The organism is Mycoavidus cysteinexigens, from assembly GCF_003966915.1.
Lineage (GTDB): Bacteria > Pseudomonadota > Gammaproteobacteria > Burkholderiales > Burkholderiaceae > Mycoavidus > Mycoavidus cysteinexigens.
Genome location: NZ_AP018150.1, coordinates 1,216,837 through 1,234,222, shown reverse-complemented (window position 1 = coordinate 1,234,222; position 17,386 = coordinate 1,216,837). Strand labels below are relative to the sequence as shown.

Here is a 17,386-nt window from a genome sequence, read left to right as displayed (position 1 = left end):
TATTTATGCCAGTTTAAACAGATTTTAGCCCACTTTGCCGTTTGTCATGTTCAACCAGCGCGTAAGCGCTATGATTATGAATCGATTCAAAATTTTCAGCCTCTAGCACATAGGCGACAACCCGGTCATCTTGGTTGAGCCGACTGGCGACATCGCGCACCAAATCTTCGACAAATTTCGGGTTGTCATACGCGCGTTCAGTCACAAATTTTTCATCTGGCCGCTTTAAGAGTCCCCATAATTCACAAGATGCGGATTCTTCAGCAATCCGTATCAGATCCTCAACCGGTAGCTGATCATCTTGCAATTCTGCTTTAATAATCAGGTGCGAACGCTGATTATGCGCACCGTATAAAGAAATTTCTTTTGAGCATGGGCACAAGCTCATCACCGGCACAAGCACTTTCATAAAAATCCGGCTGCGCTCGCCCTGCGCTTCGCCAATAAAGCTTACTTCATAATCCAGCAAGCTTTTAACACCTGATATGGGCGCTGTCTTATTCATAAAATAAGGAAACGTGACCTCAATGCGTCCTGCCGTGCTCTCCAGTTTAGTCAGCATTTTCATCAGCATGACTTGGAATCCGGCAAGGTCAAGCACGATAGCGTCCCCCGTCACAGCATCTGCCGTGCTTTCTCCCAAGAGTGCGATAAAACGCGACATATGCGTGCCTTTTTGATTGCTTGGCAAATAAACATCAAGATCAAAAAGGCCAACCGTGGGTTGGCTAGCGCCAGTTGCGCTACGCACCGTAAGCGGATGACGTACCGCTTTGATACCGACCCGTTGAATTGGGATTTGGCGGGTGTCAATACTGCCTTGTACATCTGACATGACAGCCACAGAGTTCAATCCATTCATAAAACAATACTTTCCTGAGTTTTTTCTATGATTAATTCTGGCGCGCTTGGCGCGCCTAAATTTTCTGTTGCATGCGCCAAAAAACGCTGACGAATCGCCTGCGCAATACCGGCGCTATCTAAACCACAATTGGCTAAAAGCCGCGCTGGATCGCCTTGTGCAATAAAATTGTCAGGCAAACCTAATTGTAAAACAGGACAGTGAATACCCGCCGCGAGTAGACTTTCAATACACGCTGAGCCCGCGCCTCCCATCACACATCCCTCTTCAACCGTAACCAGGGCGTCATGCGTCTGAGCCAATTGATGCACTAGCGCTTCATCCAACGGCTTAATAAAGCGCATATTCGCTACGCTGGCATTCAAGGTCTCCGCCGCCGCCAGGCTTGGCGCCACCATTGAGCCAAAGGCAAGAATCGCGATCCGCTGCCCTGCCGGCTGAGTGGACTTACGCCGCATCTCGCCTTTGCCAAGCGGCAATGCCTTCATCTGCTTTTGTGTAGCAACACCCGGCCCAGCGCCACGCGGATAGCGCACCGCCGTAGGCCCCGATTGTTGCAGGGCGGTATACAGCATTTGCCGGCACTCGTTTTCATCCGAGGCCGCCATCACCGTCATATTTGGAATACAGCGTAAAAACGCAATATCATAAGCTCCCGCATGCGTTGCGCCATCTGCCCCCACGAGACCGGCGCGGTCTATGGCAAATAATACCGGCAGATTTTGCAATGCTATATCATGAATCAATTGATCATAAGCGCGCTGCACAAAGGTAGAGTAAATCGCTACCACGGGTTTTAAACCTTCAACCGCCAAGCCACCCGCAAAAGTCACCGCATGTTGCTCAGCAATGCCAACGTCATAATAGCGGTTAGGGAAACGTTGCTCAAATTCAATCAGGCCTGAACCTTCACGCATAGCAGGCGTAATGCCAATCACACGCTCGTCTTGCTCAGCTACATCGCAGAGCCACTCGCCAAACACCTGGGTGTAGGTTTTGCGAACTGCCGGAACGCATTGAATGCCCTCAGCCGGGTTAAATTTTCCGGGACCATGATAGAGCACTGGGTCGGCTTCGGCAAGGCTATAACCCTGCCCTTTTTTAGTCACCACATGCAGAAATTGCGGCCCCTTGAGTTCTTTGAGGTTGTGCAGCGTTGGAATCAAAGACTTCAAATCATGTCCATCAATTGGACCAATATAATTGAAGCCAAATTCCTCAAAGAGCGTAGCCGGCACCAAAATGCCTTTTGCATGCCCTTCCATGCGGCGCAAAAATTTAAGTACGGGTGGCGCAATGCTTAAAATTTGTCCAACGCCTTTCTTTGCCGCCGCATAAAAGCGCCCCGAGATAAGCCGTGCCAGATAGCGATTTAACGCCCCTACTGGCGGCGAAATCGACATTTCGTTATCGTTTAAGATCACGATGAGTGGCAGATCATCATAAATACCGGCATTGTTCATGGCCTCAAAGGCCATGCCCGCCGTCATTGCCCCATCACCAATCACCGCAATCGAAAAACGCTTTTCGCCTTTTAATTGGCTAGCGCGCGCCATCCCCAGCGCAGCCGAAATAGAGGTGCTTGAATGTGCTGTGCCAAATGCATCATATTCAGATTCAGTGCGGCATGGGAAACCAGAGAGCCCATTTAGTTGACGCAGCGTTGACATCGCCTCGCGCCGGCCCGTCAAAATTTTATGCGGATAGGACTGGTGCCCCACATCCCATACAATCCGATCATAAGGAGTGTTAAAAACATAATGCAGCGCGATGGTGAGCTCAACCGTGCCCAGATTAGAGGACAAATGCCCCCCTGTGCGGGCTACGCTATCCAGCACAAAAGCACGCAACTCATTGGCTAGACGCTCTAACTCACTGCGTCTCAGTTTACGGATCTGCGCCGGCTCATTGATCGTATTTAACAATTCACTCATCTTGATTCCATTTTTAATCGAAGCGATTTGTGCTTCTTCTAGCTAGGATCGCTCTGGCTGGGGCTAAAAAATAAAAGCTTAGCAGGCCCGCTCAATCACTAAATCAGCTAAATGAGCCAGCCAATCCGCTTGCTTTCCAAGCGGCGCAAGCGCCGCTTGAGCTTGCTGATGCAATTGTTTAACCAAGCGCTGCGATGCCTCAAGCCCAAGCACTGAGACGTAAGTTGGCTTACCATTTTGACTGTCTTTGCCTGCTGTTTTGCCAAGTGTTGCTGAATTTGCACTTACATCAAGAATATCGTCTACCACTTGAAATGCGAGCCCAATGGCAGCCGCATAATCATCTAGCGCTTTTTTATAAGCATCCGCATTTTGACCGCATAAAGCGCCCATGCGCACCGCGGCGCTTAGCAAGGCCCCCGTTTTCATCCGGTGCATCGTTTCAAGCGCCGCCAACGAAAGTTCGCCACCGACGCTTTGCAAATCGATCATTTGCCCGCCCGCCATACCCTGCGAGCCACTGGCCGCCGCTAACTCACGGACGAGGATTGCTTGCTGCACGAGCTCAAGCGGACTTTGAGTTAAAGTAATAAACGCCTGCGTCTGTAACGCATCGCCCACTAATAGCGCAGTCGCCTCGCCATATTTTATATGCACTGCAGGCTTGCCATGTCGCAAGTCATCATTGTCCATAGCAGGTAGGTCATCATGCACCAGCGAATAAGCATGAACCATTTCAAGCGCTGCGGCAGCGACGTCAAGCACGCTCGAGGGCGCTCCCGTGATTAGGCCCGCGGCGTGACACAGCAATGGACGGATACGCTTGCCATGTCCCAGCAGCGCATACCGCATCGCCTGATGAAGCTGACTAGGCGGCTCAGTGACAGCCGGCAGATAAGTCTCAAGCGCTTGCTCAGTGCGAGCGAGGATGGCCTGCCGCCAGATTGCAAAATCCGTCCCCATTCATACCCCTGAAGACAAGTCGTTCGTCTCAAGGGGCTTAAGCATTTCCCCCTCGAGCACGCGTACTTGCTGTTCTGCTTTTTCAAGCTGCAGCCGACAATAGGCCACTAAGCTTACGCCGCGCCGATAGGCAGTCATAGATGCCTCGAGGTTCAAACTGCCGTCTTCCATTTGCCGAATGAGGACCTCAAGCTCAGCCAAAGCTATCTCATAACTATGAGGCGGCGCCTCGACAGCGCTCTCCCCTACATCGTTTTCAGATTCAGGTTGAGCGGACGGAACTTTAACCATGGGTTTTCAAGTTGGAGTAAATTCCATATTATATGCCGATTGTTTACGCTAAATTAGTTGCCAAATTGTATTTGGCGCGCTTTCTCTTCTATTTGATGCTGAAATTTTGAAACCCATGCCCCAAACTATGGCGCCCACCGCTCTTCGCCCGGCCACAACCACGCCTGATATTGCACTTATCGGCGGTGGGCTGATGGGCCGCTTAATGGGTTGGCAGCTCGCCCGTAGCGGCTACCGCGTAGCGCTTTATGACCGTGGCGATGCAACTGGCGCTCAGGCCGCCGCCTGGGTCGCAGCCGGCATGTTAGCGCCGTTCGCAGAAGCCGCGCTAGCTGAAGTACTGATCGCTGAGCTTGGCATAGAATCACTGGCTCTTTGGCCTGCTATCTTGGCTCAATTACCAGAGCCCGTATTTTTTCAGCGCAATGGCACCTTAGTTGTTTGGCACGCTGCGGATCGCGCGCAAGCCCAGCTCTTTGAGCAAAGTATGCGCGCCCACCTTTCGGCCGACTTACAACAAACCGGTATCGTTAAACTGCAAGGGCCGGTGCTGCAAACCGCAGAACCCGCCTTGGGCACGCGTTTTTCGCAAGCCCTGCTGCTGCCGCACGAAGGTCAACTCGATAATCGGCAGCTCCTCGCCGCTTTAGCGGCAGGACTGGCTCAGCATAAAGCTGAATTGCATTGGGGCGTGACCATTGACGATCTGGCACTGCCTGTAGCTGGCCTGGTGATAGATTGCCGCGGACTGGGTGCCCAACCAAGCTGGCCTGCCTTACGCGGCGTGCGAGGTGAGGTCATTAGGATCCAGGTGGCCAACCTTGGTCTAACCCGACCGCTACGACTTTTGCACCCGCGCTATCCTCTGTATATTGCCCCTAAAGAAAATGGCATATACGTTATTGGCGCTACTGAAATTGAAAGCGAAGATCAATCGGCAGTCAGTGTGCGCAGCGCGCTTGAATTATTAAGCGCGGCTTTTTCAGTGCATCCAGGATTTGGCGAAGCGCGGATTCTTGAGCTTAGTACGCAATGCCGTCCAACTCTGCCGGATCACCAGCCGGCCATTGCCTGGGATGGTGCGCGCGTACTGCGCATTAATGGTTTATCTCGGCACGGCTATTTAATTGCACCGGCGCTCTGCCAGCAGGCGTTAGCCATGATTGAGCCACTTCTAGCCGGTACAATAACCGATGTAGACGCATTTGAAGCTTGGCGTCAGCGAACCCGCTGGCCCACCTTATTCCAAACCTTCCCTCTGCACCCTATAGGTTGACTTATGCAAATTATGATTAATCAACGCCCTTTTGAACTCCTCCAAGGCGCGAGCCTAGATGACGCCCTCGAGGCATTTGCGGCACATCCCCCATTTGCAGCAGCGGTGAATGGGGTATTCGTCGCACAGAGAGATTACCCTCAGCACCTGCTCAAAGATGGCGATTATATTGATGTTGTGCAGCCAGTTATGGGCGGCTAAGCATTAAACAGCCAGCACCCTGCCAAGGGCAAAAAATGTACACTGTCTACTTATCTTTTGAGGATTAAATGAATTCGAGCACCTCTACCGATACTTTAACGATCTATGGGCAGACCTTTAGCAGCCGCATATTCCTAGGCACGGCTCGTTACCCATCATTACAAATCCTCAGTCATTCGATTGAAGCGGCGCAACCTGCGTTATTGACCGTTGCCTTACGCCGCCAGATAAACCAAGCTGGGGCAGCGGATACTGGTTTTTTCACCACCCTTAAAAACCACGTCGTCTCTTTTTTACCCAATACAGCAGGCTGCCATACGGTACAAGAAGTTTTAGCTACGGCTCAGATGGCGCGTGAAGTGTTCGGTACTGACTGGATCAAACTAGAATTAATTGGCGATGATTACACCTTACAACCTGATGTAATAGGTTTGGTTGAGGCAGCAGCTCAACTCACGCGGCTTGGCTTTAAAGTTCTGCCCTACTGCACTGAGGATCTGGTGGTTGGACAACGCTTACTCGATGCTGGCTGCGAAGTACTCATGCCGTGGGGAGCACCGATTGGCACCGGTAAAGGGATTGTTAATCCTTATGGTTTACGTTTATTGCGCGAACGACTACCTGATGTGCCATTGATTGTCGATGCCGGCCTTGGCGTACCCTCTCATGCTTGTCAAGTCATGGAATGGGGGTTTGACGGGGTTCTGCTAAATACCGCAGTTTCTCAAGCCACTTACCCAGTACAAATGGCGCGCGCTTTCGCCGAAGCAGTCCGCGCCGGACGCGTCGCTTATCTGGCTGGGCCCATGCCGGTACAAGAGAGCGCCCAAGCCAGCACGCCCGTGGTCGGCATGCCATTTTGGCACCAAACGCCAACTCCATAAATAAGCATGAACAGGTCAATTTCTCCACACACTGTAGCAGGTCAAACAACATTTTGGCCACTTGATAACGCATTACGCGCAACCGCAACCCGCATTCGCGCTCGTTTAGGCCAGTGGCCATCGCCTTCGATACCATGGCGTTTATGCCGCGCCGTGCCCTCCTCTATTGAAGCGCATGATTTGATCATTCTGTATAGCACCACAGATGCCGCTCAGGCCGAATCGAGCTATTTTTCCGCTGCTGCCGGCGTGCTGACCGTCGCGGACAAAACCATCTCGCTCCAATGTGGCGACAAAATATATTCACTAGCCGGTGCTCGGTCAAACGATTGGCTCGCCGCCTTTGCTGCGTTTCTTGATTGTAATTTTATGCCGCATGATGCGCTTGTTTTGGCCCATGCGTGGCGCACTGATAATCTAGCGGCCAACGACGCCTGGCCCGTTGATTATGATTCTTTTCCGCGCGTGGTAGGGTTAGATCATTTGCGCTCAAACACCCCTTTTGCACCCTGCCCTTGGCAGCTCGGACTCTATCCCGTTGTGCCAAACGCCGATTGGGTTGAGCGTTTGCTTGACTTGGGCGTAACAACCCTTCAGTTACGCGCGAAAAACCTTGAGCACGCAATGCTCCAAGCGGAAATCAAACGGGCAGTGCAGGCCGCACGCCAGCATAATGCGCAGCTTTTTATCAACGACCATTGGCAGCTCGCCATTGAGGCCAATGCTTATGGTGTTCACCTAGGTCAAGAAGACCTCTGCACGGCGAACCTACAAACGATTGCTAACGCAGGATTAAGGCTTGGATTATCGACCCACGGCTACTATGAAATGCTGGTTGCTTACCACTTCCAACCGAGCTATATTGCAATCGGTGCAGTGTTTCCAACCACCACCAAGGTCATGCCGACTACACCGCAGGGGTTAAGTCGACTGGCGCGTTATGTGCAGTTGCTTAAAGAGAAAGTGCCGTTGGTTGCGATTGGCGGGATTGATCATGCTGTATTGGCTGATGTATTAGCGACAGGAGTGGGTAGTGCGGCAGTGGTGCGGGCCGTGACTGAGGCAAGTGATTTGCGGGAAGCGGTTGTGGCGTTGCAACAGGGATTTGCGCCAAATGCTGGTTTGGGCAAATAGAGTAAAGTCTCGATTCTGACGAATATAAATTATTTACGAATCAAACAGAGTATGAAATGCGTTTTTCCAGGGCAAGATTTAAATTATCGAGCAAGCAACGAGCGTTCAAGCAAGCCGATGTGATTGACATACTGATGGAGAAGCGAAAAAACTAAAGCGCAAATACATGCAAAAGTAGAATACCTATTGCAGGTTATTAAATGCCAATTTGACTATAGGGAAATACGTTACAGGGGGCCGAGGAATAACATACTAAACTGAATTAAATTTAGTGAGGCACGCGCTATTAATAAGCACAAGCCACTTTACCTTCGATAGAATTTATAATGATGTGCTCCTTATACAATTGAAAAATCCGGAAAAAACCCTTGCACCTCAATACCAATAAGATAAAAGAAAAATTTGAATGCAAAACCATGTTTACACTAGGTTACCGCCTGGGTCTTCTAGACATAAAAATTTTTTATCAATTTAAAATTAAACATAAGGATTTTTAATATGGAATTTTGGCTTGATACGCTTAATCTGGATATCATAAAAGAGGCTAGCCACCTAGGTATTTTAACTGGAGTCACAACAAACCCATCCATATTAAGCCAAACAGACGCTCTACCAGAAATAACAATTAAACGTCTTTTAGACATACAACCAGGTTATGTTGCTGCTCAGGTTGTAGCTACTGAGCTTGATGGAATAATGACGCAAGCCAGAAAACTAGCACAATTAGATAAACGCATGATTATTAAAATTCCAGCGCATGGCCACGGATTTAGGGCGATGGGATTGCTTAAAAAAGAAAATATCTCAACCATGGCCACAACAATTTTTGAGCCAAGGCAAGTATTGTTTTCCGCAATTGCAGGAGCAAAATACGCTGCGCCTTATTATGGCCGAATAGAAAAAACCGAAGGAAATGCTGACTCTGTACTAACGGCCATGCAAGATATTATCCATAAACAAAATTTCCCTCTGAAAATTCTAGCCGCAGCGATTCATTCACCCGCTCAGCTTTTACATTGCGCCCAAGCCGGGGTTGCGGCCGCTACAGTCCCTGAGAAAGTTTATAACATGCTATTTGAATCAAGCAAAGCAATAGACAACTCGTTAGAAGTATTTGAAAATGCTTGGCAAGCAAATACACTGTGCCGAAATTCAAAGTTGTTTTCTTGATCCTTTTTTCTTTTTAACTGTACTGATTTCAACGAGATCGTACCAGTAAGGCCCTTGCCTACTGTAGAGCCAGGTTGCAGGAGTCTATTTGCAGCGAGTTGAAACTACTAAAAATAACCTCTCTGAAAGACTACTATAAATATCCCATCACCCCCCATACCTTGCGATTTATTGCATCTATTGGAGACTCCAGCTCATCTTCAATTGCATTAGAATAATAATCAGGTCCATTAAATAATCTCTGCATGATACTAAAATAAATTCAATAAAAATATTAAATTGAGGAAAATTCTGAAAAATAAGAATATAAAAATATATTTTAAGCCTTTATCGGCGATCTGTAGGGTCTGAGCAATTGTATAAGAGCTGAGAGGACGGATTTATCTTAAGCAGACTGCATTGTCGTCCTCGCCATCCACAGATTACTCAATGCAAACAATGTGATGATCTGTGCGGTATTCTTCGCCAGTCCTTTATAGCGCACTTTGGTATAGCCAAATTAGCGCTGGATAGCCCGAAACGGATGTTCGACCTTAGCCCGTATGCGGGCTTTGACTTTCTCGAGCTGATTGAGCAAACTATCCACGTTACGGGTTCCTTTAAGGTGCGTCGCTTACCAGAGCGCATAGCGACATGCGATTGGATCTCGAATGCACGGGTTTCTTCGCGTTGCGCAACGCCTTGATATCCTGCAGCAAAGACATTCGTTTCTGCTCCATACAGCAGAACGTGGGCCTATGTGACGTCATGGGCATTCGCTGCTGTGCCGATAACGCTGCGCACAAGCCCCGATATGGCATCGACTTCATGTGTGCTTTTATACCGAAATGCCATTGCTTGCCTTTTTTAGTCGAGTGCATTTTGGAGTCACGTTGTCCTTGATTATTTTTTGTTGAACTCGGTGCTGAAATAAGCGTAGCATCAATGACCGTGCCGCTTTTAAGCATCAACCTTTTCGTACTGAGAATCGTATTAACGGTTTGCAAAATACGCAATGCCAGGTGATGCGTTTGCAGCAAGTGCCGAAAGCGCAGAATCATGCTCTCATCCGGCAGATAATTTATCTTAACTTCCAGGCCAGTGAAGGCTCGATAGAGCAGAAAATCATGCAGCGCTTCTTGCATCGCTGGATCAGATAATCCAAAACACTGCTGCATAAAGTGAATCTGCAACATCGCCCCTATTACATACCCAGGACGCCCTTCTTGACGACCGGCTTTCGGTGCATATGGAGCTCAACCAACGCTTCCAAGGCCGTCTACAGTACTACTTGCTCCATTTCCTCTAGAAATTGCTGTTTACGCATCTTCTTTGGCTTACGTTCGAATCCCGTTAATCCTAGGCTTTATTGTATATCTGATGATTCATTCAAAATTGCTATTGTAGTGGGGATATGAAAAATTTCCTAAAATCCCTCTGCTAAAAGATTTTCGGGTGCGATATTATCCAAGCGGAACCAAACGGTCCGTGCAGGCAGCTCACATCTATGCACAGCGTAACTACAAACTATCGCCCACGCAGAGTTACACCTCGGGCTCGACCCACGGCTATTGCTTACCACTTATAACCGAGCTATATTGCACTCAGTGCGGTGTTTGCGGCCAAGATCATGTCAACCGCACCACAGGGGTTAAGTTCACTGACATGTTATCTACAGCTGCTTGAGAAGTACCTCTGTTGCCATTAGCGATGGTTGATCGTGCTGTACCGGCTGATATATTAGCAACAGGAGTGAGCAGTGCGGCAGAGGTGCGAGCGATGACTGAGGCGGGTGATTTGCAACAGAAGGGGAGAATTTTACAACGAGCGTTTATAAGGAATTGCAATTTGGAGCGATAAATATTTGTTGCATTTGAGGGTATTTCCATTATGCATGATAGCTTCGTCGCTAAGGTCCTCAATACTCTAACTACCCGTCTGTTTAAGATAAAGGGGCAGTCAACCAGTTTAACTAAGAAGATTTAATTAAATGGCATAAATTTTAAATTCAATGATTATGCTCCTTTATATACATCCAATTCCAAGTTAAATTTTTTAAAAGTTAACTGATTCCATCTTAGCATTTATATCCACGTAAAAATTATAGAATTTAGCTTTTAGGGAATTTTAAATAATGTCATTTGAATTCAGAAAAATTACTGAAAACGATATTGGAGATTTTTATGACATTCGCTTTTCTGTAGCAGAAAATAAAATTTATCCGCATCAAGTCCATTTACTCGATAGAAATTTAATTTTAGGTGTGTTCCAGGAAGGCGGCAGCTGGATTTGTCTAGACGCGCACAAAAAAGTGGGAATTTGTTGCGCAACCTTAAATCCTTATCCACATATTTTTTCACTCTTTGTTCGCCCAGAATATGATGGGAATGGAATAGGTAAGCATCTATTAACTTTGTGTTTAGACTGGTTTCGTTCAAAAAATATTGAATCCGTTGAACTTATTACCGATCCTGGTTCTCGAGCGGATGGTTTTTATCAACACCTTGGCTGGAAACGTGGGGAGCTTGACGAATACGGCTGCCAAGTTAAATTCTTATTTGAACTTTGATTGCTATAATTTTTAGGGATGATTCAAAAAAAACCACATATTCATGTAGCCCATGAAATTATGTCTCCCACCAATGCTCCTACTCCATTGCAGACTATCTCCACTGCAATTGCCGTAGCAAACAAGATGGGAATTCCAGCACATATTGCATTGGCAAATAGCGGAGTGACTTTGGAGGATTTACAAACTCCAGAAAAGATGAAAATGGTCACGCATGCGCATGAGCTTACTGTGTTTAGCAATATGCTTGCTGCTTGTGGTGACACATCGATTGGTCTACGCATTGGACAGGCATTAGATATTTATGCTTATGGTATTCTCGGAGCTGCGATGTTAATCGCGCCAACTCTAGGGGAGGCTTTGCAATGTTTATTAGATTTCCCGCTACTGCAAGTTAGTTACTTTAAACAAACGTTAAGAGTTGAGGGTGCGATGGCGGTGGCCACTGCTAGCGGTTATCGTTATCGTCCAGATTTGACAGTAGTCAATACAGACATGTGTCTTGCCTCATGGTACATGCAAATGAGCGGAGTTTTAGGCGAGCCATTGGACGTTAAACGACTCACCTTTGCATATAAAGAGCGCCCTACGCATGAAACTCTTTACTCTAATGTATTTGACTGCAATGCCGACTTCAACTCGCTAGAAAACGCAATATATTTCCCAGCGAAACTACTCACCGCACCATTACGTCGATCTAACCCAACTCAATATCATATGATGCGTGGATATTGTGAGCATATACATCGGGAGTGGGCCGCCCAGCAGATTCATGACGTAACGACACAAATACTATTATTATTTCGCTCTAGCTTGCATCGCTATGGCTCTTTAAATGCAGCAGCTCAAGCGTTGCACATGTCGCCCAAAACACTCAGTCGGCGGCTTAGGCACGTTAATAGTTCTTTTCAAAATCTGTTGGACCATGCGCGACGCGACTTAGCTCTGGAATATCTGGCGCATAGCACGCTGTCGATAGGCGAAATTGCGCAAGAACTCGGCTACGCTGAAACAACTTGCTTCCGACGGGCATTCTTGCGTTGGACTGGCCAATCTCCTATCTACTATAGAGAACGCTTAAGAAAAGAAAAATCACATAAACTTTAGAGATATAACAATCAAAGCAATAGTAAGGATATGTTGCTAATACCTCGTCTTCATCACACGCCTTCCAGGTATCTAAAACATGAATATTTGGGCCATCCTAACGCATAATCGACGACGACTACTTAGTCCAGCAATGCTATTTTTATTAGGCGGCATAGTGCTGCCGTTGTTAATAATGGCAATTGCCTCGATATCAAGCGCTGCTGATTATGGAGGTATATTATGGGGAGAATTCTCAGCAAGTGCCTACACTAAACTCATATTTGAGCAAGATTTTGATGAACAAAAAGTATTCCATTTAGATTATTTGTTTGTTTTCTTACGCTCATTTGAACTGGCGTTGCTAACTACGTTTGGTTGCTTAATTTTAGGTTTTCCCGTCGCCCTTTTCATAGCATTACAGCCTATACACTACCGCAATATGCTGCTTATTCTGATCAGCATTCCAATGTGGGCAAATTTATTAGTTCGCCTCTATGCTTGGATTGTTTTGCTCCAAGATGGTGGTGGCGTTGAGCAATTGCTACATTGGCTTCACCTCAAAAAAGATGTGCTCGGACTACTGTACACCGGTACAGCAACAGCAATTGGTTTGCTCTATGCATTCGTGCCATTCATGATTTTGCCAATTTATGCTAGTTTGGAAAAGATAGATTGGCGCTTAGTGGATGCTGCTAGCGATTTGGGCGCAAATCGTTGGCAAACGTTGCGGCGCATCATCATGCCATTGGCTCTACCAGGAGTAATTTCAGGCTGCACGTTAGTTTTTGTGCCCGCCTTAGGAGTCTATATTATTCCAGACATCTTGGGCGGGAGTAGATTCCTCATGATTGGTAATTTAATTCACCTGCAATATACTAGTGCTCACAATTGGCCGTTTGGCGCAGCGCTAAGTTTTGTTTTGTTAGGATTCGCTCTATTGGGCATACTGTTGTGCCGATTTTGCTCTAGGAAAGCCGGGAAAATATATGAATGCGTTTAAATTACACTCTTTCCCGGGCATTCGGTCCATCACTGCGCTGATTTTTTTATTTTTGTACACCCCAATCATCGTGCTAGTGCTGTTAAGTTTTAATCAAGGCGAGTTAACAACAGTTTGGCAAGGCTTTGGTTTGAATGGATACATAGAAGTTTGGCGAGATCCTTATATCATCCTGGCAGCTAAAAATTCATTCCTCGTGGCGCTAATCGCCACCCTAATTTCGACGCCATCAGCCACGCTCGCTGCGCTTGCTTTATGGGAAGGTCAATTCGCCGACAGATCTATCATTACAACTTTAATTAGTCTGCCGTTGTTGATACCCGGAATTGTGGTTGCCGTAGCAACGCTAATGCTTTTTTCTCTTATTGGCTTAGAGTTAAGTTTATTCACGGTAATTATCGCCCATACTACCTTCTGCATCCCATTTGCATATTTTCCAATTAAAGCATGTTTATCAAAAATTCAATTCAGTTTAATCGATGCAGCAATAGATCTTTACGCTAATCCCTGGCAAGCTTTCTGGCGCGTTACGTGGCCCCAATTATTGCCAGGCATAATAGCAGGGGCACTGTTGGCATTCGTTATCTCAATGGATGACTTCATTATTACTTATTTTATTGCTGGTCCTGGCGCAACAACTCTCCCAGTTTATATTTTTGGAGCCATCAAACAAGGTGTTTCTCACAAAATTAATGCAATTTCAACACTCATTTTAGGAATATCGATACTGTTTATCGCAATATCTTATTTTATTATTCAACGAGGACGGAAATGAAAAAGCTAAAGTTTTCTGTTGCCGGCACTTTACTCTATCTGTGCAATATAGCAAATGCACAAGGTGCGTTGCATTTTGCTAGTGCTGAAAATTACTATCCACCTGAACTATTGCAAAAATTCGAACAAGAAACAGGGATCAAGACAACGTTTGACACCTATGACAGCGATACTACCTTGTCCACTAAGCTTAAAGCCGGTGGTGCCATATACGATGTTGTAATCATTAATCAAGCTCATGTTCCAATTCTGGTTAAAAGTCATCTACTTAGAAAACTAGAGGCAGAAAAATTACCGAATACTAAGAATATTAAACCTGAATATCTCTCCCCGTTGTTTGATCCAAAGCGAGAGTACACCATGCCTTATACCGTAATTCTAACTAGTTTCGCCTATGACTCTGCCCGAATTCCTGGAGGCAAATTGGAGGACAGTTGGGGGGCCTACTTTAAACCAGACAAAGCGCTATGGGGCAAGATCGGGAATCTGAATGAACCTGATGATCTATATGTCGCGGCCTCCTGGTATCTTGGTTTAGATGAATGTTCTGAAAATGCGAAAGATGCGAAAAAAGTGCTGAAGTTATTGAGCCACCAGAAACCGTATGTAATGACCTATAACAATGAAGGAACAATCCCCCGCCTCGTAAACCGAGAAGTTATTATGCAGCAAATATGGAATGGCGCCGCTGTAAGAGTAAGGCCCCAATTACCCACGATTGTATTTGCTTACCCAAAAGAAGGGGTTAGTCTTTCGTGGGATAATTTTGTCGTGCCTCGAAGAGCCAAAAACGTGGATGAGGCTCATCAATTTATTAACTGGATGCTGCAGCCGGAAAACATCGCTCAAGTTTCGAATAAATACAAATATAGTAATGCAATTATTGGTTCCGAAAAATTTACAGATCCTAGATTAGTCAATGATCCTGCGTTTAACACCCCCGATGAATTGCGTAACCGACTTAGACCATATAAGCTATGCTCGCCTAAAGCGTTAGCCTTACGCAGCAAGGTCTGGATGAAATTAAAGATAAATAATTAAAATTAGAAAATTATTATCAAGGTAATCCCCCATAAATTGGTAGGGTTTTAAAGTAAAGCTTTCTCCAATAATAAAGAGGAAAATTCTCAGAAAGCTAAATCATCAGTATCTTGAAGCAAGCAGAAATAGCAACACCGGTACCAGCGCTATGCAGTGAAACTGAGACAAGCTCATCGCTATTTTATAAATGGCGTAGCAAATAAGGTAGTATACATGCCTCAATGATCTAAAGACTTAAGCAGCCTGAAGTAGAAAATTGACGACCACAAAAATGTAGACGGAAAAAAGCTGAGGTCAGAAATTATTCAGGAGGCAATGCAAAAAAGAGAGCCATCTTGGCGCTGCAAGATAACTCAATGGGCGCGAAGCTAAGGACACGAGTATCCGGCTGACTGGTGAAGTGTTTGGGGCGAGCCAAACATGTTATCGTTTAAATCCAAATTTTTTTAAGAAAATAGAAAAATTTCAGATTGGTTGTTAGACTTGAGAAGGGTACAACGCAATTGGGGCTTCGCTTTATACTTTCTTTATCCGTGTAGTGTCAATAGTTTGAGCTGGAATCATGTACGCCTATCGTATCTACCGAGAGCTATGCTCGAATCTCCGGGCCCACAGTATCCTCGGGTACAGTGCACCAACTGAATTTGCAGCGATACATCAATTTAATTCCTCGGACTCTACCCAACTGAAATGTTAATTAGTCGTCGCTGAATAAATCGTTTTGTGAACTAATTAGAACCAAAACCTGAAACCAACAGCAAACGTAGGGCGGAAGAAATCGGATAAAAGTAAAACGTAAAAAAGCCGAAGCTTTCTGAGGATCATCCGTAAGTTATGCCCAGCGCCACAGAGCACAGCGTGTATGGCATCGCCTAATGCCCCTTTGAGCCAATTCCGACCAAGTTTCCCATCCGTCTTCATATGACCGATGATAGGTTCAATGGCACTGCGTCGTTTGATGATAGCACTTAGCGTACGTGTGATACCCCGGCGCATACCTGAGTGATAGATTTTTACGCCATCGACCTCAACCCCTTTGTAACCGCGATCTACGATCGCAACTTCGGGCGTCACATCACTCAGAATTGCGGCTTGTTCTAGTGCTTCAGCCAGCGTGTGACCGTCGTAAGGGTTTCCCGGCATCGAGCGCGCACCCAACACAAGTCCTTCCTGGTGAGTTGTCGTAATCGATACTTTGACACCGAACTCGTAGGGCTTACGTGCCTTGCCCTTGGCTATACACTCCACTTCCGGTGCATGCAGGGCATAAAGTTTGTTTTTATCCTTGGGGCTTTGCGAAATGATTCTTTTCGTACGGGCTATCAACTCTCGCAAGGCATCATGGCTTTTCTCCGCCACCGACTCGATTTGTCTCTCAACATCGCGCATCACTCGTCCCACTCGAGAACGCAGTGTGCCTAACGCTTTGTTCATCCGTTTGTATTGCTTCGCATGCGCATAACGGCTGACTTGGAGTGACAAACGGGGCGCCACTCGGTTGTAATTTTGTCGCAACTGCAAACCATGTTGGGCTGCCGCTTTCACCAAATGCTCTCGACAACGCTCGAGCAATCTGGAATCGGTCGGATGGGCTATCGCCTTCTCCATCACGGTGGTGTCTACGATCACTCGTTTCACGCTCGATGCTTTGATCACATCACTCCGTTTCGCCGCTTCGATCGTCTCGGCTAATAACTCTTCGACTCCCGCCTCGCCAAGACGTTTCCGCCAACGCGTTAGGCTTGATGCATCTATGGGCGCTTCTGTTTGTAAATACTCCTCTCCCGTGAATACTTGCCAATATGGGTTTTCTAGCCACGACCCAACGACTTCTTCATCAGACAAGTTGAACGCATATTGCAAATACAATAACCCCGCTATCAGGCGAGGGGACTTGGCTGGGCGACCTCTCGATGAGGTAAAACTCTCACTCATCGATTCGCTTAATTTCTCCCAATTGATCAAATCTCCTAAACCTACCAACTCATGTTTCAGATTGATCTGCTCTCTTAACGGTTGTCTGAACATATCTGCTTCAATCACTTGCGCCTTCGGTCTCATTCTTTTCTCATCAAAATTTGCAGGCTTTATTTTCTCAATATGCCATTTTCTTGCAATTTATGCCACTACATTTCGCTTAAAAAGTCTTAGCACATAAGGGCTTACGAATTATTCAGGGGCGACTAATTACGGAGAGCCGGTCACATTTTGTCCAAAAT

At 46.5% G+C, this 17,386-nt stretch carries 15 protein-coding genes and 1 pseudogene; 10 read left to right on the top strand and 6 right to left on the bottom strand.

What is annotated here, in order from left to right:
* Window positions 1-13 precede the first annotated feature (13 nt).
* The 4 genes from folE2 to MCB1EB_RS05145 form a co-directional block, all read right to left on the bottom strand.
* Window positions 14-862, bottom strand: a complete 849-nt coding sequence (gene folE2 / locus MCB1EB_RS05160; protein ID WP_026920661.1) for a GTP cyclohydrolase FolE2 — start codon at window positions 860-862, stop codon at window positions 14-16.
* On the bottom strand, window positions 859-2,796 hold the full coding sequence (dxs, locus tag MCB1EB_RS05155; RefSeq protein WP_045362426.1) for a 1-deoxy-D-xylulose-5-phosphate synthase: 1,938 nt from the start codon (window positions 2,794-2,796) through the stop codon (window positions 859-861). The genes folE2 and dxs overlap by 4 nt, the downstream gene beginning before the upstream one ends.
* A gap of 78 nt (window positions 2,797-2,874) precedes the next feature.
* Window positions 2,875-3,759, bottom strand: a complete 885-nt coding sequence (locus tag MCB1EB_RS05150; RefSeq protein WP_045362429.1) for a polyprenyl synthetase family protein — start codon at window positions 3,757-3,759, stop codon at window positions 2,875-2,877.
* Complete coding sequence (locus MCB1EB_RS05145) at window positions 3,760-4,050, bottom strand: exodeoxyribonuclease VII small subunit (protein ID WP_045362432.1); 291 nt, start codon at window positions 4,048-4,050, stop codon at window positions 3,760-3,762. It abuts the gene before it with no gap.
* 115 nt (window positions 4,051-4,165) lie between these two features.
* Between MCB1EB_RS05145 and MCB1EB_RS05140 the strand changes: the two genes are divergently transcribed.
* From MCB1EB_RS05140 to MCB1EB_RS05120, 5 genes are all read left to right on the top strand, one after another.
* Window positions 4,166-5,326, top strand: coding sequence for an FAD-dependent oxidoreductase (locus tag MCB1EB_RS05140; RefSeq protein ID WP_232034152.1), 1,161 nt, complete (start codon window positions 4,166-4,168; stop codon window positions 5,324-5,326).
* A 12-nt stretch (window positions 5,327-5,338) separates the two neighbouring features.
* On the top strand, window positions 5,339-5,527 hold the full coding sequence (gene thiS, locus MCB1EB_RS05135) for a sulfur carrier protein ThiS (protein WP_431311533.1): 189 nt from the start codon (window positions 5,339-5,341) through the stop codon (window positions 5,525-5,527).
* A 68-nt stretch (window positions 5,528-5,595) separates the two neighbouring features.
* Complete coding sequence (locus tag MCB1EB_RS05130) at window positions 5,596-6,411, top strand: thiazole synthase (protein WP_045362437.1); 816 nt, start codon at window positions 5,596-5,598, stop codon at window positions 6,409-6,411.
* A 6-nt stretch (window positions 6,412-6,417) separates the two neighbouring features.
* On the top strand, window positions 6,418-7,545 hold the full coding sequence (gene thiE, locus MCB1EB_RS05125) for a thiamine phosphate synthase (RefSeq protein ID WP_045362439.1): 1,128 nt from the start codon (window positions 6,418-6,420) through the stop codon (window positions 7,543-7,545).
* Between the two features lie 498 nt (window positions 7,546-8,043).
* Window positions 8,044-8,715 carry a transaldolase family protein gene (locus MCB1EB_RS05120; protein WP_045362442.1) on the top strand — a complete coding sequence of 224 codons (672 nt, stop codon included), beginning with the start codon at window positions 8,044-8,046 and terminating at the stop codon, window positions 8,713-8,715.
* A 385-nt stretch (window positions 8,716-9,100) separates the two neighbouring features.
* Here MCB1EB_RS05120 and MCB1EB_RS05115 read toward each other — a convergent pair.
* Window positions 9,101-10,021 (bottom strand): annotated as a pseudogene (locus tag MCB1EB_RS05115) (IS5 family transposase).
* 807 nt (window positions 10,022-10,828) lie between these two features.
* Here MCB1EB_RS05115 and MCB1EB_RS05110 point away from each other — a divergent pair.
* The 5 genes from MCB1EB_RS05110 (at window position 10,829) to MCB1EB_RS05090 (ending at window position 15,167) form a co-directional block, all read left to right on the top strand.
* The gene (locus MCB1EB_RS05110) at window positions 10,829-11,263 is read left to right on the top strand and encodes a GNAT family N-acetyltransferase (RefSeq protein ID WP_045362445.1); all 435 of its coding nucleotides are present in this window, start codon (window positions 10,829-10,831) and stop codon (window positions 11,261-11,263) included.
* Between the two features lie 18 nt (window positions 11,264-11,281).
* Window positions 11,282-12,370 carry an AraC family transcriptional regulator gene (locus tag MCB1EB_RS05105; protein WP_081953470.1) on the top strand — a complete coding sequence of 363 codons (1,089 nt, stop codon included), beginning with the start codon at window positions 11,282-11,284 and terminating at the stop codon, window positions 12,368-12,370.
* Window positions 12,371-12,449: 79 nt separating this feature from the next.
* Window positions 12,450-13,352: an ABC transporter permease gene (locus MCB1EB_RS05100; protein WP_045362448.1), complete on the top strand. Its 903-nt coding sequence runs from the start codon at window positions 12,450-12,452 to the stop codon at window positions 13,350-13,352.
* Window positions 13,339-14,127, top strand: a complete 789-nt coding sequence (locus tag MCB1EB_RS05095; protein WP_045362451.1) for an ABC transporter permease — start codon at window positions 13,339-13,341, stop codon at window positions 14,125-14,127. Before MCB1EB_RS05100 ends, MCB1EB_RS05095 begins: the two co-directional genes overlap by 14 nt.
* The gene (locus MCB1EB_RS05090; RefSeq protein WP_045362454.1) at window positions 14,124-15,167 is read left to right on the top strand and encodes an extracellular solute-binding protein; all 1,044 of its coding nucleotides are present in this window, start codon (window positions 14,124-14,126) and stop codon (window positions 15,165-15,167) included. Before MCB1EB_RS05095 ends, MCB1EB_RS05090 begins: the two co-directional genes overlap by 4 nt.
* Before the next feature lie 732 nt (window positions 15,168-15,899).
* Here the strand turns inward: MCB1EB_RS05090 and MCB1EB_RS05085 are convergent.
* Entirely contained in the window at window positions 15,900-17,228 is a 1,329-nt protein-coding gene (locus MCB1EB_RS05085; RefSeq protein ID WP_126353842.1) for an IS5 family transposase, read from the bottom strand.
* Between the last annotated feature and the right edge of the window lie 158 nt (window positions 17,229-17,386).

Bases quoted from the DNA above. Each gene is read 5' to 3' on its own strand.
- MCB1EB_RS05085 (WP_126353842.1), bottom strand. From the start codon at position 17,228: ATGAGACCGAAGGCGCAAGTGATTGAAGCAGATATGTTCAGACAACCG.
- MCB1EB_RS05150 (WP_045362429.1), bottom strand. From the start codon at position 3,759: ATGGGGACGGATTTTGCAATCTGGCGGCAGGCCATCCTCGCTCGCACT.
- thiE (WP_045362439.1), top strand. From the start codon at position 6,418: ATGAACAGGTCAATTTCTCCACACACTGTAGCAGGTCAAACAACATTT.
- MCB1EB_RS05090 (WP_045362454.1), top strand. From the start codon at position 14,124: ATGAAAAAGCTAAAGTTTTCTGTTGCCGGCACTTTACTCTATCTGTGC.
- MCB1EB_RS05120 (WP_045362442.1), top strand. From the start codon at position 8,044: ATGGAATTTTGGCTTGATACGCTTAATCTGGATATCATAAAAGAGGCT.
- MCB1EB_RS05130 (WP_045362437.1), top strand. From the start codon at position 5,596: ATGAATTCGAGCACCTCTACCGATACTTTAACGATCTATGGGCAGACC.
- MCB1EB_RS05100 (WP_045362448.1), top strand. From the start codon at position 12,450: ATGAATATTTGGGCCATCCTAACGCATAATCGACGACGACTACTTAGT.
- thiS (WP_431311533.1), top strand. From the start codon at position 5,339: ATGATTAATCAACGCCCTTTTGAACTCCTCCAAGGCGCGAGCCTAGAT.
- MCB1EB_RS05140 (WP_232034152.1), top strand. From the start codon at position 4,166: ATGCCCCAAACTATGGCGCCCACCGCTCTTCGCCCGGCCACAACCACG.
- MCB1EB_RS05110 (WP_045362445.1), top strand. From the start codon at position 10,829: ATGTCATTTGAATTCAGAAAAATTACTGAAAACGATATTGGAGATTTT.
- dxs (WP_045362426.1), bottom strand. From the start codon at position 2,796: ATGAGTGAATTGTTAAATACGATCAATGAGCCGGCGCAGATCCGTAAA.
- folE2 (WP_026920661.1), bottom strand. From the start codon at position 862: ATGAATGGATTGAACTCTGTGGCTGTCATGTCAGATGTACAAGGCAGT.
- MCB1EB_RS05095 (WP_045362451.1), top strand. From the start codon at position 13,339: ATGAATGCGTTTAAATTACACTCTTTCCCGGGCATTCGGTCCATCACT.
- MCB1EB_RS05145 (WP_045362432.1), bottom strand. From the start codon at position 4,050: ATGGTTAAAGTTCCGTCCGCTCAACCTGAATCTGAAAACGATGTAGGG.
- MCB1EB_RS05105 (WP_081953470.1), top strand. From the start codon at position 11,282: ATGATTCAAAAAAAACCACATATTCATGTAGCCCATGAAATTATGTCT.